The organism is Terribacillus saccharophilus, assembly GCF_046592595.1.
Lineage (GTDB): Bacteria > Bacillota > Bacilli > Bacillales > Amphibacillaceae > Terribacillus > Terribacillus saccharophilus_C.
This window is the reverse complement of record NZ_JAWVPF010000006.1, coordinates 125,210-141,186: the sequence shown is the minus strand read 5'-3', so window position 1 is coordinate 141,186 and position 15,977 is coordinate 125,210. Positions and strand designations below refer to the sequence as shown.

Genomic DNA, 15,977 nt, shown 5'->3' with positions numbered 1-15,977 from the left:
CACCTGCTCCTTATATTTTCTTATCGACGAGAAGCCCCATGAATTCTGCCATTTTGGCATAGCCGTCCAAAAGCTTTTTAGGCGGGATTTCTTTTATGACTTCTTGTGTATCGGAATCAACCACTGTAACGTAATAACGCTCCAACTCTTCATGAAGCTCGAATTTCATGTTTGTATGGGTCGGTTCCAAAAACTTGTTCATTGTTTCAATAACTTTCTCGATATCTGACTTATCGTAATCATCATAGGGTTTGGTACCGCTTGATGCGGACTCCTGCTTGTGTACTGCTTCGCTCGCTGCGGGACGATTTTCTCCCGACGGTTGTGTAACATGCTGTGAAGCGGAAGATAATCTATCAATCATCAAAGGCCAACTCCTTGGACATGTGTTTCCCTTTATATCGGCTGGATGTGCGGGATGTGAAGGAAAGAAGATAAAAAAGCACAAAAAAAGAGCACAGCAGCCTGTGCCCCTCTAAGTAAAGATTAATTGTTGACTATTGAACCATCGATCAGAATCGCCTGACCAGTCATATAGTCAGCGTCCTCTGGAGCAAGTTAAGAAACAAACTTCGGACGTTTTCCGACTCCTCACTGCTACCCAGCGCAAAGTCATTCGTTTTAGACTAGTAGAAAAGGATGAAACCTCAAAATGTAAGCATTTTCACATCAGTTAATAGTAATACGTTCACTTGTCCGAATTGCTTGTGTCAAAGTTGCAGTTGTCTTAGCGTTGAAGCTTACGCCTAGCTGAACAGCAGTCTGTGCGATTTCCGGACGCATTCCAGAGATCACCGTTTCTACACCTACAAGTTTCAATGCTTCAACTAAGAAGAAGATTTGCTGCGCAACCATTGTATCAATGATAATAACGCCGGATAGATCAATAAATAATAGATCAACATCCTGTTCGGTACATTGACGCAATGTATTCTCCAAAATAAGCTTCGCACGGTTCGTGTCAATATCTCCTACCAACGGCAGAAGTGCTGTCGTATCGTTCAGCAGGATAACAGGAGAACTAAGCTCATTGATCATCTCCTGCTGCGCCTGGAGTTTTCGATTTGAATAATGATGCATTTCCTCTGTGACTTTAAGGATTACCTGGTCAAACGCTGTAATGATTTCCCGATTCCAAATATCGAGCATCTCTGGAGCAATAGTGTCTTTATGTAAGGTATAAAATTCATTTATCAAGTCTAAATGCTGTCCGCGAGTCACAATGAATTCCCGGATTATTTGATGAGTGGGAGTACTCAAATGATTTTCATCCCGCGCTGTGGAAATGATCCACTCTTCGAAGCTTTTGTTGAAAGTCTCCTTATCCTCAATGAAAATACGGAAGAAATGAAGATGAAAATCGTAGTTTTGCTTTTTGAGGTTTTGAATGGTCTCTGGATCAGTGGATGCGTAAACGCCTGAACTACTTGATTTATCCAGCTGTTCATACCACTTTTCGTTTAGTTCCTTCGCTTTTTGCTCTAAAAACAAATATAAGTCCTTATTCCTATGCATATTCCTGTTCCTCCTGGGGGGTTCATTTGGCATCTTCCTGTTTAAATATACGTAATTTCGGCTTTAATGTAAATTTATAAGAGATTCTCTGGAATTTTTTAATTACTTCTTTCCTTAGGAGAATAGACCCCTCTCTATACCCAATTCGTTTTAGGTTGAAACCTCTTTTTTTCAAAATAAAAAACCGCCATGAAAATGGCAGTTTTAAACAGGTTGCGTATAAGCAGAAATCTTCTCTTGAATAAATTCCCAAACTCTTTCAGATGACTTGCTGTCTTGGAAGTGATGCACTTGATCTCGAATCTGCTTTCGTTCAGCTCCATACCAAGAAGGGTTCTCCACAAAGGACGATAAGGCATCCTGCAGCGCTTCCTGCGTCGTCACTTTTGGCCCAGGCGTCCAGTTTGTATACGAATCGAGTATGAACCCGCGATTTTGCTGATAGGATTGAAGGTCCACAGGAGAAAAGATGATCGGCTTATCCAGCAGCAAATAATCAAAATAAATGGAGGAATAATCTGTAATCAGCATATCCGCAAGCGGCATGATTTCATACAAATCCATTCCATAACGTGTCAGCATTTCATCAGTAAGCAAATGTACACGCGTTTGCATCTCGAAATGATTTAAAAACAGTTTTTCCTCAGCAGGATGCAGTTTCACAATCAGCTCCAAATTTTCTTTTTCTAGAAAATCGTAAAATTGATCATTATCAAAGCTTTCCATACCGAAAAGATTATCTCGATTCAAGTTCGTATCCGCACGATCATTATGAGCTACCTGACGGTAAGTCGGCATAAAGAAAATCATCCGGCTTTCACTCGGGTCAATATCAAATTCTTCTCTTAAAAAGTGCGTATCCGGCCGCTGCAGCAGTAAATCATTACGTGGAGCTCCAGTCAGCTGGATATGTTCCGGATTTAGCTTGAAACAACGTGTCATTAAATCACTGAAGAAATCTGAGTACGAACAGACATAATTAATGCTTCCCCACCGATCCGCCAGTACATGTTTATTTTGTTCATTTTTATCCTGGAAACCCATTGCTTTCAACGGGAAGCCATGCCATGTATCGATGATCAGCTGGTTTGGATTGTAAAGCTTCTTATTATGTTTGATGTTGGCTTCCGTAATGATTAAAACATCAGCCGCTTTGACTTTTTCCTGGAATTCCTGTGTTTCCTGTTGTTGTAGCAGCTCTACATCAAATGTCTCTTGAACAGCATCAGGAATATATTTTTCCAGTGCGTACGTATTCGAGCCGCTGCTATTGCGCGCTACCATCACTAGCTTTTTTCGTCCAGTAGTGGAAATAGATAACTCATCCGGTCTGTAGGGTGCTTCTCGGTGCAGCTGATCGATTTTCCACGTCCCCGCCTTATTAATCATCTCTAGCCTGCAATATACTTTCTCAGAACGATCCTGCTCTTTCCAAGTTTGAATCAGCAGCAAGCGCACCGAAGCTCTCGTGTAATGATAGTCGACAGATTCTACTTTAGGATATGCCACCTGTCTCATTACATCTGCCTCGACTGGCTTGAACTCTTCCATAATATATCGCTGGGTGAAGAAACTCGCTAAATAGTCGACCTCTTCTTCGGTTTGAATTACAGATTCAGCTCCATCTATTGCACAAGTTAAAATATCATTCAAGACTTTATAGTAGAGATATTGTGTATCATGAATTGCCTGCAAAGGGATATCCGTATCGCTTTCGTCATGCAAGGCATTTTCTAAGTTGTTGATTACTGTATTGATGTAATATGGCTGGACCATTGTCTGGCATGTCTCAGCTGAAGGTAATTCATAACCCCCCACAGCAATTGCAGGCAAATCATCTAAAGTTGGCAGCTCCTCATTAGACTCTTCAAAGACTGTTACAATTCCTCGATCTAATGCTTCCACTGTCAGCAAGTGAGATTCTTCATAGTTGCCATTAACGATGATGGCTGTTGCCGATTCTATATGTGCCCAAGTGTCTTCTGTTGCATCTTTCCACTCTATTGTTTTAATTCCCATTTGCAGCGCCATATCTTGGATAGCCGCCTTATCGGAGCCTTCACCGATTATCGTCAAGTGTGCTTTATCCTGTATACTTCGAAATGCGGTGAAAATCCGTTCAAAGTGGTTATCGAACAAAGAAAGTTCACCAACAGAAATAAAATGAGCTTTATCTGCAGGACGAGGAATCGGCTCGTGTTTCTCCAGCAGTATCGGCTCCCCAATCATATGCAGCCATTGATCTTGAAAAGCATATCGCTGAACAGCTTCTTCCAGCTGTTCATTCATTACCAAATGTCGATCAGCAAATTTTAACGCCTCTTCATAACCATACTCTTCCGGCCCTCCTTGCAGCCATGAGTATATTCTAGGTGCCGAGCCGTGAAGCTGGGCTACTGCTGTTCGACACACATAATTCAAGAGAGGTGCCCGTACTGCAACAATCACATCCGGCTTGCCGTGATGACGAAGACTATTTGTATATCCTTCTATAAGTGAATCTGGATTCTCATACTCTAGACCGCTTTTTTCTCCATAATAATGAATTTCCGTTAAACCAGACTCCCATTCCGCATGTTCCGGGCGATAGGCTTGGAACACACGCACCTGATGACCACGTTCTGTCAGGAGATGTGCTGTCTTTGTTAAAGTTTGTTCCAGCTGACCGCTGCCGTCAGCATAGATGAGAGCGAAATCAATTATCATGCGTAAACCTCCGATTCAAGTAGTTGTAGTTCTTATTCTACAAGTTTACTCATGTATTTGCACATACAAAAAAAATCGCACAAGGCGATGAACGCCTGTGCGATTTTTAAAGGTAAGCTCTTCAAGAACTTATTGAAGCAATTGAAGTACGCCTTGCGGCTGTTGGTTAGCTTGAGCCAACATAGACTGAGCTGCTTGTGAAAGGATGTTGTTCTTAGTGAAGTTCATCATTTCTTGAGCCATATTTACGTCACGGATACGAGACTCAGCAGCAGTCAAGTTCTCGGAAGATGTACCAAGGTTGTTAATTGTGTGATCAAGACGGTTTTGGTAAGCACCTAGTTTAGAACGCTCTGCAGAAACTTTGTCGATTGCAGTTTGGATAGTTGTGATTGCTGTATCAGCAGATGTTTTGTCAGAAATGTTGATACCAGAATTTACTTCTGCTCCATCTTCTAGTGCTGCATCAGCAGCTTTAACAAGTGTATCTCCATCATAGTAACCTGCTGCTTTTGCTGCCACTACATCTGATTCAGTTGCAGTTCCACCGCCTTCAAGGGTATCTCCAACATTGATAGCTTCAACAGCGTCTTCCCATGTACCAACTGTTCCACCTGCAGCATCTTGAAGGACTTTTTCACCATCAACAGTAGCAGCTGTCGCTGATAATCCTACTTCAAGAGCTGATGCTCCCATATCGTTGATAGAAAGGTTAATGCTTTGACCAGCATTAGCACCGATGTGGAAAGTAAGATCTGTAGCATCACCATTGATTAGTTTTTTAGTGTTGAATTCAGTATCAGTAGAAATACGAGTGATTTCAGATGCAAGCTGATCTACTTCTTTTTGAAGCTCTGCACGGTCGTTATCGTTGTTAGAATCAGATGCAGACTGAACGGAAAGTTCACGCATACGCTGTAGGATAGAGTGTGTTTCGTTCAAAGCACCCTCAGCAGTTTGGATCAAAGAGATACCATCTTGTGCGTTTTTAGAAGCCATATCAAGACCACGGATCTGACCACGCATTTTTTCGGAGATTGCTAGACCTGCTGCATCGTCTCCAGCTTTGTTGATTTTAAGACCAGAAGAAAGCTTTTCTAGTGATCCTTGTGTAGATGTTTGGTTAGCACTAAGTTTGTTGAAAGTGTTAAGTGCAGCGATATTATGATTGATTCTCATTATAAAATTCCTCCTTGAGTGTAAGTACAGCCCACATCCTTGTGGTTTTCACTGGTCTGCAGCGATCGGCCGCCCGCTGCTTTCCTGTGCTGTACTATTTATATCGGAGGATTTCACAACATGTTTAGCTTTTTTCACCATTATTTTTCAAGAAATTGAGTAAATCGACGGATGTTTCTGCTGCATCGCTATTTTCCTGCTCTATTGCAAGGTAGACTTCCTTTCTATGTATAGCAATCTGCCTTGGAGCATCAATCCCTAGTTTGATTTGTTCCCCATCTATACTGAGTATTTTCAGTTCGATGTTATCGCCAATTTTAAGGGATTCACCAACTTTTCTCGTCAATACTAACATCAGTCCACCTTCACTTTCTCAACTTGCATAGGCGTCCGTGAGGAATAATCATCTGATAAAATAATCTGCTGTCCGTACATGGAATCAGCATTAATAATAAGCGGCGCCTGCAGATTAATTGTGCTGTTTATAAAAGGATCACGTAATGTCAATATGGATAAAACTTTTACTTGTTCTTGTTTCGTAATGTCTAACTCTTCTCTAATCTGTTCTGCCAAGTCAAAAGCATATTCTTTATTAAAATGGTACGGACTAGCCACTACAAATGCCACATGTGCTGATGTCGTACTTTGTAAAATCTGAAATACAGGATTATCCGGAAAATCAATCAATACAAATGCTTTTTCTTCCTGAAATCCAGGCAACCCTTTGTCAAAATGGATAACCTTTTCTTCCTCTACTATCATACTGCCGAAGTATTTTGTCTCAATATTCATTAGTAAACTCCTTATATATTCATTTCAAATCCATTGACTCCATAAAACTTTAGATTCTCAAAGTCTACTTTAAGCGATTGATATTGTGCAATGCTTGTGTCTACCTGTCCTTTTTGATAATTAAATTCCGGCTTCTGTGCTGTGTTTTTTATTTCGGGACGGTTAATCTTCACATTAATATCCAGCTCAGATGGCTGATAATCTGTTTTTACAGCGAATCGCGACGGAATCCAGCCTAAACCAAAATCTTTCAGCTTCCGTTCATCTATCCGCTTTGCTTGGGCCACAATCGGATCTCCGCCCTTTTCAATCTGCATCATTTCCTTGCCTTCTTGTACCCTCCGTGCAATTCCATCCAAATAGGATTTTTTACCAAGCTCTGCAAAATCCTCCGTCCGCTTAAAAACGGATTTCAAGTCCATATCGTTCCAAGCTTGCGTTTGATCAATCGTCAGCTTGGATGGTGTAGTATGCATTGTGATTTCCGCTTGCGGCTGACGGATCGTTTGCTCTGCTTCTGGCTGTCCAATATCCACTGTCGCATCGGTTGTATGAATACTGATTTTAGCTTGCTGCGATTGCAATCGTATCTGCGGCATTTGCATAAGTCTCGCTCCTTTCTATACAAAAAGCTCCGCCAGCTGGCAGAGCTTTTTCTATTTTTATCGTAGGAAGTCCATAAGGGTTGGCTGAATGATCCGTGCACCTGCTGACATGGCAGCTCGGTGGACAGCTTCCTGGGAAGTAAGATTCATGATGACTTCTTCCATTTCGGCATCTTCGTTATTGGACATCAATTTTGTAGCAGAAAGCTCCTGGTCACCCAATCGGGATTCCACAAGATCCATGCGGTTCATCCGAGCTCCTAAATCTGCACGTTCATTGACAAGATTATTAATGTTCTCATCGATTAGCCCAATGTACTGATCCAAGTCTTCATCAGAGCCATCAGAGCGAAGTGCTGCTGATAGGTTATCTAGGTCACTGAACAGCTTTTCTCCAAATACTGCGTTACCATCAACATTAATATTAACATCAACGCCTTTAGACAAAGTAAGGTTAACTGCATTAGAATTAAAATTCACCGTTGTACTGCCATCTTCGTTAATTGTAACAGGAGCAGTGTTCGTAGCAGAGCCATTAAAAATATATTTCTCATTCACTTGTGTGTTCGCAATTGTTGCCAGCTGCTCTTTCAGCTGATCAACTTCCTCTGCAATATTACCGCGTTGTCCTTCTTCATACGTACCGTTGCTTGCTTGAACAGCCAATTCACGAAGTCGCTGCAGTGCACTTGTAGCGTTGCTCAGTGCGGAATCAGAATTATCAATCCACGTTTGCGCCTCTGATAGATTCCGTTTATACTGCTCAACATCCCGCACCTCCGTACGATAGCTCATACCTTTTGTCGCAACAACGGGATCATCAGAAGGCTTTGTGATTTTCTTCCCTGAAGAAAGCTGTTCGGAATATTTATTCAAATCGCCATAGCTGTTGCTAAGGTTACGCAGCATACTGTTGGACATCATACTTTGTGTTATACGCATATTTCACTTACCTCCCTACTAATCCCATGTTGTTGATGATTGTATCAAGCATTTCGTCAACGGCTGTCATACTGCGGGCTGCAGCATTATAAGCGTGCTGGAACTTGATCATGTTGGTCATTTCTTCATCGAGTGACACGCTGGAAACTGATTGACGCTGAAGGTCAGCTTGATCTACTAGTGAAGTAGAGTTTGTTGCTTGTCTGTTTGCTTCCTGTGCATTTACACCCAGTGTTCCAATCATACCTTCATAGAAACTGCTGACGGAAGTGTTGCCTAGTCCTTCTAAAGGTGAACGCATTGCTTCCGAAAGCTTTTTCGCATTTTCACCATTACCTGAGGTACCATCCGCACTTGCTGCAATTAAATCCGGTTGTCCTTCGATTGCATCTGAAAGACTGATGTTTGCTGCTGCACCATACTCGGATTGGCCTGCATCAAAGAAATCAATACCTGATACTGTGCCACCTTTTGTGTAACCAGTCTGCTGCACAGCATTGATTGCTTGAGCAAAGTTGAACGCCATTTTATCAAGGTTCTTCATCATGTCTGGATATGTACCTTTAACTGTACCGTCTTCCAGATAGCCATAAGAATCTATTAAGCCTTTAAGCTCACCTTTGGCTGTAAAATCTTCCACAGAAATTACTGTTTCCCCAAATGTGATACTCTCAACGGCTTCCATGCCGTTTTCATCTTGTCCATACTGGATGGACAACGGCTGATATGTTTTCGAATCTGGGTCAACCAGTACGGCTTGTGCCGCACCCTGATCGTCCACCAAAGTAATTTTAGCGATACCTTGCGCAGCTGTTGGGGACAGACCGCCTGATTCCTGATATTCTACTTTGATGTTCACCATTGATGATAGCTCATCGATAAGCACATCTCGTTTGTCATACAGATCATTCGTTACCATACCGTGCGGTTCCATTTCGGCTATCTGTTTGTTCAATTCATTGATTTGATTCATATAAGAATTGATACTCTTTACGGAAACATTATCAATCTGGTCACGAAGGTCACCCCGGACATTTGTAAGGCTGTCAGAGATATAGTTGAATGTCTCCGCCACAGCCTGTCCTTTCTGTAAGGCTACGGAGCGTGCTCCAGATTCCTCTGGCGTGGAAGAAAGATCCTGAAGGGAGCTCCAGAAATCATCCATTACAGCGGACAATCCTGTATCGGATGGCTCATTGATGACACCTTCCATACGGCTTAAAGCTTCTGATTTCATACTCCAATAAGCAGCCGTACCAGTCTGCGAACGATATTGCGCATCCAAGTAGCTGTTGCGGATTCGTTCAATTGAACCTGCTTGGACACCTGTTCCCTGCTGGCCGACCACTTCTGGACGGTTGCGTCCTGCGGCTGGATATGGGGAGATTTGTTCGAAGTTGACGCGCTGTCTTGTATAGCCTTCTGTATTTGCATTCGCAATGTTATTACTTGTTGTATATAACGCCGTCTGCTGCGCAAAAAGCGCAGAGCGGGCAATCTCTAATCCTTGGAATGTTGATCCCATTTATATTCCCCTTTTACCGATAGCTTTTCCGTATCTGTGTTATGCTTTGGAGTCAAACAAGGCGCGATTCTGCGGTCGCTGCTGATCCTGGTTAGATGTACCGTAATTCAATGATTGAATGGAGGGAGCAAGCATATCCAGTGAAACTTGCAAGAATTGCATCGACTGCTCGAGCAGCTGCTGATTGAGCGCTTCCTGCTTCTTAAGCTCTGTCACAGTCTCTGTAAGACCAATCAGCTCTTGTTCAAACTGAAGCGCTACCTTCTGATCTGTGATCAATTCCAAAAGCTCGGAAACGGTAGCCGGTACTGGAAGTCCAGAAACAACAGCCCATGATTCAGTTTGTGCGATTCTCAGTTTCTCAATTTGGGCTACAGCTTGCACATGCTTCTTTTCTGCAAGCAGCTGCTTCTGCAGACTTTCCATGTCATTTGCCTTTAAATGATCCGTTTTCAGCCGACTGATTTCCAGAAGACTCCGATGCAATGTATGCAGTTTTTCGATCGTTTCCAATAAAGCTTGTAAAGCCATGGTTGCTCCTCCTTGGTCTTAAGACCAAAAATCCATCATTTTCTTAGCGGTTTTCTCTGCATCGACTTTGTATTCGCCATTTTGTACTGCGGCTTTTATCTGTTCCACATGGCTCTGGCGGCTTGCCTGGATCTTCTCGCCTTCCTGAAGGCGTTTCGCCTCTGAGGAAATCTCTAGCTTATCCTGGCGCTGACTTGCCTTTTGCAAATCTGCCTGCTGCTTGAGCTGTTTTGTGTACGGATTGAACCCGGATTGGTTCGGACCTTGTATTTTCAAAGATCTGCACCCCTTTCCAACTTCTTAACACTCTTACAGATAGTATCGGTCAACATCAGGGAAATGTTAAGCGATTTAATGAATTATTTCACAGAACGATTTGCATTGTAATAGACACGCTGCTCTTTCACACCTGCAGCAGCTACACGTTTCTCATCCAATTCACGTGCAACATCCAGATCTTTGCGCATTTGACCTTTGCAATCTGTGCAAATTTCGCCTTCCGTAATTTGATTGGAACAGTTGCGGCAGGAATAAGACAGCATCGGGAATTGACTTGGCTGCAATCGTTTTTCACGGACAAATTTGATGATCAATGATTCTGGTACCGTTGTTGCTTCAGTAATTTGCTGGATGGTTGCTTGGCGATTTTCACGTTTGCGCAGATACTGGTAGACCATTTGATAGGAACGCTCTTCCTCTCGATGGCAATTTGGACAAATATCTCTGTAATCTCGTGCGAATACGCTTCCGCAGCGGACGCAATTTGCTAGTTCTAACATAGGCTAACGCCCTCCTCCTAGTATAATAGGTACACACATATGTGACCTGATTAGTATAATTATAGCACGCTAATGTGACAATCCCGCTGTTTACACGACATTTGGCATATGGGAAAGTTACCCCCTGATTAGCGTACAGGCAGCCACAAAATCGGTATCATTTTCCTTCAAAACTTGCGCAGCATGCCTTAGCGTTGTCCCTGTTGTATAGATATCATCGATTAAAACAGCGTATTTGGGCGGTTTTGCCAGCAAATAAAACGGGTTATCCGCTGTCAGCCTGTGCAATCGGCTGCGCTTGGATTGCTTTTCAGCATGCTTTCTTCCTAGTACAAGTTTCTGTTTGGCCCGTGTGAAAAATGCCAGCTCACCCGCTTGATTAAAGCCTCTCTCCGCCATCCGCTCTGCGCTTAATGGAATAGGAACAACCTCATACTTGGAATCTTGGAAATGCTGCAGATAGAGTTTCCGAAACTCAGCTTCAAACACTTTTCCCAGCACATAATCGCCTCGATATTTCCATCTTGCTATATAATCCTGCATAAATGGCTCATAGCTGTACAAGGATACATTCTTCTCCAGCACAGTTTGATAGCTTGTTTTTTCCCAATCCAGACAATCCGAACAAACGCTGGAAGCTGTTTGCTTCATGCAACTTGGGCAACCCGGCTTCTTCAGTCTGTAAAATGATGTTTCACAATCGCTGCAAAGGAGTGAGATCCGCTCCGGCCAGAAAAAAGTCGACCAGCTCGGCCGGGACGTATACGACTCCCCGCATCCCACACAAAGATTCATAGACGCATTGCCCTTCGATTCATATCGGTGATGGCACGCACTGCCTCATCCATAGCGTCACTTCTTCCTTCATGAAAGAAAATAACCTCTCCAGTCGGATCGGCCGGACTTCTGCCGGCACGACCAGCAATTTGCACCAATGCCGATTCATCAAACACATCATGGCTGCTATCCAATATGGCCACATCTACAGAAGGAAACGTGACACCTCGTTCCAGAATGGTCGTTGTTAAAATAATGGCTGTTTTCCGATTTCGAAATGCCTGCACTTTTGCTTCTCTGTCTTTATCGGCAGCATGGACGGTTCTGATTAGTGTTTCCGCTTCACTTTTTGGCAGGATTTTTTGTGCTAATGGACGCAGTACATCCATTGCTTCTTGTTCTAGTCTATCAGCAAGCACTACGGTGGGCAGGAAAATGAGCACCTGCCTTGTCGGATTTCTGCGCTTGTGAAGCCAATGTAACAGCCCTTTCGGCAGGCTTCCTTTTTTGAGCTGCTTTTGCAGGCCAAAACAAAGCTTGGAAGCAGGTACAGGAAGCGGCTGGCCATGGAAGCGCACGGGAACGAACACATGCGGAAGTGTTTTAGCGGCGATCTGCTTCTTCTCTTTTTGTCGAGGTGTGGCAGTGAGGAAGATGGAGGCACATGTTGGTTTCTTGGCTTTTTCCGAAGCGACATGGAGCATCGGATCCGCATGATATGGAAAAGCATCGATTTCATCAATGATAAGTACATCAAATGCATGATAAAAACGGAGCAGCTGATGCGTGGTTGCCAGGATAAGCTGACCGTCAGCCGTTTTATCCGGACTGCCGCCATACAATGCTTGTACAGTGACATCCGGAAAAGCTTGTTGAAATCGCGGGAGTAATTCCCGGACAACATCTGCCCGCGGTGTTGCGAGACAGATTCGCTTGCCCTGCTGCAGCGAGCTTGCAATACCTTGGAAAAGCATCTCCGTTTTCCCTGCGCCACATACAGCATGAACCAGGAGCTTTCCATTCTGCTTCATCGCCTGTTCGATTGCATCTGCTGCAAACTGCTGATGCTTGGTCAATTCACCTTCCCAAGCACAAGGATGATCATGATTCGGCCAGTCAGGCTCTGGACCAGACCATTCATAAAAATGTTCACAGGCACTCACTCGCCCCATTTGAATACAGTTCCTGCAATAAAGATGGATACTGCTACAAATCTGACAGTCCATATTTTGCAAGTGCTGCTGTGTAGCGTTGCACCGATTACAATATGAGCCGTTTTTTTCTTTTCGGATTGTCGGGATTTGCTTGAAGTGTTGCTGATGGAGAGCTTCTTGGAGGTGATTATGTGATAGAGGAATTTCAAGGCGTAATAATCGCTTGCCGGCATAGCGTTTTGGATCAAGTTCCATTTACTTGCTCCTTTCTATAAAAAAAGGGGAGAGAAACTATCCCCCCTTACACTTTGTACCACAAAAATCCAATGGCACCTTCGCCAAGATGGGTGGCGATAACCGGGCCGAAATAAGATACTTCTATTTCTGCATTTGGGTATTCGGCCGCCCATTCCTGACGCAGACTTTCTGCTTCCTCAGGTCGATTGCCGTGAATGATACAGGCCTTCATTTCCGCACCATCTGCAGCTTGCTCATCGAATAATGATTTGATTCGGCTGATTGCTTTCTTCTTTGTCCGGATCTTTTCAAAAGGAACAATCTTTTTATCTTCAAAATGGAGAACTGGCTTCACCTGAAGCAGACTGCCGATAATGGCTTGTGCTCCGTTCAAGCGTCCTCCGCGCTGCAGATTGGATAGATCATCTACGATGAAATATGCAATCATCGTTTCTTTCATTTCGTCCAAACGCTTAAGGATTTCTTCCACAGATGCGCCTTGTTTCACCATACGAGCCGCTTCCAATGCATAGTAGCCCTGGGCCATACAGCTCAGCTCGGAATCATAGGCATGTACATCGATTCCTTCCACCATATCGTCAGCAGCAACCATTGATTGGTACGTCCCGCTAATACCACTGGAGAGATGCACACTAATAACAGCATCGTAGGATTTGCTTAGCTCCTCCAGCTTCTCGATCACTTTGCCGACTGCAGGCTGTGATGTTTTCGGCAAAGATTTTTGCTGCTTGACCTTCTCATAAAATTCCGAAGCAGTGATATCCACTTCTTCTTCATACGTTGCATCATCGAAAACAACCTGCAGTGGGATCATATGTATGTCAAATGCTTCTCGCTGTTCTGGCGTAAGATATGCTGTACTATCTGTCATTACAGCAATATTCATGCTATCGGTCTCCCTTACATTTTTCTGCCTTCTATCTTACCCTATGACTGTGCTTTTTGCATCTATCAAATAGGAATTTCAACTCATGCATGTCAGAACAGAATTAAAAAATTCCTGCGTTAAATGGCTGGTTTTGTGCAGCCATTCACTAGAAAAATAAAAAAAGTCCGGGTTTATCTCCCGGACTTTCTCTTATAATACTTCTACCCAGCCGTTGCGGATTGCCGTTACAACTGCCTGAGTTCGGTCATTTACATTCATTTTCTGCAAGATATTACTTACGTGGTTCTTGACTGTTTTCTCACTGATATACAGTGCTTCCGCTACGCCGCGGTTGCTCTTGCCATCAGCAAGGAGCTGCAGTACTTCACATTCCCGGCGTGTAAGCAAGTGCAATGGACGGCGGTGCTCACCGATTTTGCTGGAGATGGAAGAATTGTTTTCTTCCGCAAGACGTCGGTATTCCTTCACAAGATTATGCGTGACTTTCGGATGCAAGTAGGATCCGCCTTCACTGACAACCTTGATGGCATCGATCAAAGAATCTGCATCCATTTCTTTCAAAAGGTACCCTTGTGCACCAGTTTTCAAAGCATGTGTGACGTAGTTTTCATCATCATGGATGGAAAGGATGATGACATTGATATCAGGACGGTGCTTGATCAAGTCAGCTGTTGCTTGTACACCGTTTGTAGTCGGCATATTAATATCCATAAGGACGACATCTGGATTAAACTTCTCAACAAGCTCGAGCGCTTCTGATCCGTCATCTCCTTCTGCTACAACCTGGAAAGCCGGTTCGAATTCCAGGATGCGTTTGACACCCTCTCGAAATAGCTTATGGTCGTCAATCAATAAAATTCCAGTACTCATGTGGTTCGCTCCTCCTACAAGTTCTTGTTATTTTTCATTGTTTGCTGCAAGTTTTAAGAAATTATGAGTAAATTGTCAATATAAGTGCGTTAACAAGTCCCGTCTAAGCGGTTGACATATTTGCATGCTTCTAATTATAAGCATAATTACCTGATTACCGCCACTGAAATCCTTATTTTATCCTTCTGTAAGCGGAACCTTGATTAGGACTCGGGTCCCTTTTCCAATCTCGGAGTGGAAAGCTATAGAGCCGTCAAGCATCTCGACACGTTCGCGCATCCCGATGATTCCAAAGGAGTTTTCCTTTTTCACCGTAACGTCGAAGCCCTTGCCATCATCGATGATACTGATGACGACCAACTCTTGCATGACTTCAAGACGAACCTTTATAGTACTTGGTTCTGCATGCTTGACCGCGTTTTGGACGGCTTCCTGTGTAAGACGGAATAATGCCACCTCATACTTTGGATCCAGCCGTTTTTCTGCCTTGAGTGCTGTAAAATCAATATGGATATTATTGAATTCTTCAATATTAGCCAAATACTTCTTGATGGTAGGCAGCAAGCCCAGATCATCCAGCGCCATCGGGCGCAGGTCATAAATGATACGGCGCACTTCGTACAGCGAACTGCGGACCATCTTACGCATGTTCTGGATCTCAAGCAATGCTTCCTCTGTACTTCTTTCGCGGAAGGTACGGTCGACAAGTTCGGATCTGAGCAGGATATTCGCCAGCATTTGCGCTGGGCCGTCATGCATTTCCCGGGATAGCCTGCGTCGTTCTTCCTCTTGTGCTTCGATGATTTTCAATCCAAATTCCTGTTTTTCCTTCGCATCTATGATGAGCTGGGAAACTTGCTTGAAATCATCATTCAAATAATTCAGGACTACGCTTATTTTGCCGACAAGACCTTCTGCACGCTTCATTTTCAGTTCCAGCCCCTGCAATCGGCGCTGAATTTCATCACGGCGTTCCCGGAGAAGTTTTTCTTTTTCACGGGACATGCGCAGCTCAATTTGCAGCTTATGGGTCTGCTCGTACACTTCGCGGATTTCTTCTTCCGAATAGCGATCAAAATCACGGCTCACATCGGACAAACGTATCTTGGAATAGCGGACCTTCTGCTCCAGCTGGTCACCTTCTTTGATCATATCAGCCACTTTTTCCTTTGTTAGCTGCAGATCGGCAAGAAGCTGCTCGTATTCCATGCGTGACTCTTCCCCTATGTAAAAAATCTCATCCTTGCTGTTCTCGACAGCTTCCACCATCTCATTGATGATCCGGTCGAGCGCTTTGTCTTCGATTTTTTTACCCATTTCATTTCTCCAATCTTGTATGCTATATCATTCGAATTACCCAACTGCTTTATGGGGTTTGCGGGATACTTTTCTATGTAATTCGTCATGTTTTCTGCTATCTTTATATAATGAGTGCTCAAGGAGGTAAAATGCAAG

18 protein-coding genes are annotated in these 15,977 nt (G+C 43.6%); all 18 read right to left on the bottom strand.

Annotated elements, in window-relative coordinates; all coding sequences use genetic code 11:
- Positions 1–10: 10 nt before the first annotated feature.
- The 18 genes from flaG to SFC25_RS11695 all read right to left on the bottom strand — a co-directional run bounded on the left by flaG (position 11) and on the right by SFC25_RS11695 (position 15,839).
- Positions 11–364: a flagellar protein FlaG gene (gene flaG / locus SFC25_RS11780; protein ID WP_411215467.1), complete on the bottom strand. Its 354-nt coding sequence runs from the start codon at positions 362–364 to the stop codon at positions 11–13.
- A gap of 305 nt (positions 365–669) precedes the next feature.
- The gene (locus SFC25_RS11775; protein ID WP_411215466.1) at positions 670–1,515 is read right to left on the bottom strand and encodes an STAS domain-containing protein; all 846 of its coding nucleotides are present in this window, start codon (positions 1,513–1,515) and stop codon (positions 670–672) included.
- 204 nt (positions 1,516–1,719) lie between these two features.
- Positions 1,720–4,221 carry a CDP-glycerol glycerophosphotransferase family protein gene (locus SFC25_RS11770; protein ID WP_411215465.1) on the bottom strand — a complete coding sequence of 834 codons (2,502 nt, stop codon included), beginning with the start codon at positions 4,219–4,221 and terminating at the stop codon, positions 1,720–1,722.
- 129 nt (positions 4,222–4,350) lie between these two features.
- Positions 4,351–5,400: a flagellin N-terminal helical domain-containing protein gene (locus tag SFC25_RS11765; protein ID WP_411215464.1), complete on the bottom strand. Its 1,050-nt coding sequence runs from the start codon at positions 5,398–5,400 to the stop codon at positions 4,351–4,353.
- Between the two features lie 124 nt (positions 5,401–5,524).
- A complete protein-coding gene (csrA, locus tag SFC25_RS11760) occupies positions 5,525–5,755 on the bottom strand; it encodes a carbon storage regulator CsrA (RefSeq protein ID WP_411215463.1) in 231 nt (76 codons plus the stop codon).
- Complete coding sequence (gene fliW, locus SFC25_RS11755; RefSeq protein ID WP_411215462.1) at positions 5,755–6,192, bottom strand: flagellar assembly protein FliW; 438 nt, start codon at positions 6,190–6,192, stop codon at positions 5,755–5,757. The genes csrA and fliW overlap by 1 nt, the downstream gene beginning before the upstream one ends.
- An 11-nt stretch (positions 6,193–6,203) precedes the next feature.
- Positions 6,204–6,797, bottom strand: coding sequence for a DUF6470 family protein (locus SFC25_RS11750; protein ID WP_411215461.1), 594 nt, complete (start codon positions 6,795–6,797; stop codon positions 6,204–6,206).
- 57 nt (positions 6,798–6,854) lie between these two features.
- Complete coding sequence (flgL, locus tag SFC25_RS11745) at positions 6,855–7,739, bottom strand: flagellar hook-associated protein FlgL (RefSeq protein ID WP_411215460.1); 885 nt, start codon at positions 7,737–7,739, stop codon at positions 6,855–6,857.
- A gap of 7 nt (positions 7,740–7,746) precedes the next feature.
- A complete protein-coding gene (gene flgK / locus SFC25_RS11740) occupies positions 7,747–9,264 on the bottom strand; it encodes a flagellar hook-associated protein FlgK (RefSeq protein WP_411215459.1) in 1,518 nt (505 codons plus the stop codon).
- Positions 9,265–9,303: 39 nt separating this feature from the next.
- A complete protein-coding gene (locus SFC25_RS11735) occupies positions 9,304–9,795 on the bottom strand; it encodes a flagellar protein FlgN (RefSeq protein WP_411215458.1) in 492 nt (163 codons plus the stop codon).
- Positions 9,796–9,813: 18 nt separating this feature from the next.
- On the bottom strand, positions 9,814–10,071 hold the full coding sequence (gene flgM / locus SFC25_RS11730; RefSeq protein WP_411215457.1) for a flagellar biosynthesis anti-sigma factor FlgM: 258 nt from the start codon (positions 10,069–10,071) through the stop codon (positions 9,814–9,816).
- A gap of 83 nt (positions 10,072–10,154) precedes the next feature.
- A complete protein-coding gene (locus tag SFC25_RS11725; RefSeq protein WP_411215456.1) occupies positions 10,155–10,574 on the bottom strand; it encodes a TIGR03826 family flagellar region protein in 420 nt (139 codons plus the stop codon).
- A gap of 117 nt (positions 10,575–10,691) precedes the next feature.
- Positions 10,692–11,225, bottom strand: coding sequence for a ComF family protein (locus SFC25_RS11720; RefSeq protein WP_411215455.1), 534 nt, complete (start codon positions 11,223–11,225; stop codon positions 10,692–10,694).
- 140 nt (positions 11,226–11,365) lie between these two features.
- Entirely contained in the window at positions 11,366–12,523 is a 1,158-nt protein-coding gene (locus SFC25_RS11715) for an ATP-dependent helicase ComFA (RefSeq protein WP_411215454.1), read from the bottom strand.
- Complete coding sequence (locus SFC25_RS11710; RefSeq protein ID WP_411215453.1) at positions 12,511–12,753, bottom strand: hypothetical protein; 243 nt, start codon at positions 12,751–12,753, stop codon at positions 12,511–12,513. Before SFC25_RS11710 ends, SFC25_RS11715 begins: the two co-directional genes overlap by 13 nt.
- A 53-nt stretch (positions 12,754–12,806) precedes the next feature.
- Positions 12,807–13,649: a DegV family protein gene (locus SFC25_RS11705; RefSeq protein ID WP_411215452.1), complete on the bottom strand. Its 843-nt coding sequence runs from the start codon at positions 13,647–13,649 to the stop codon at positions 12,807–12,809.
- A gap of 192 nt (positions 13,650–13,841) precedes the next feature.
- Positions 13,842–14,522, bottom strand: coding sequence for a response regulator (locus SFC25_RS11700; RefSeq protein WP_411215451.1), 681 nt, complete (start codon positions 14,520–14,522; stop codon positions 13,842–13,844).
- 177 nt (positions 14,523–14,699) lie between these two features.
- Entirely contained in the window at positions 14,700–15,839 is a 1,140-nt protein-coding gene (locus tag SFC25_RS11695) for a sensor histidine kinase (protein WP_411215450.1), read from the bottom strand.
- Positions 15,840–15,977: the final 138 nt, after the last annotated feature.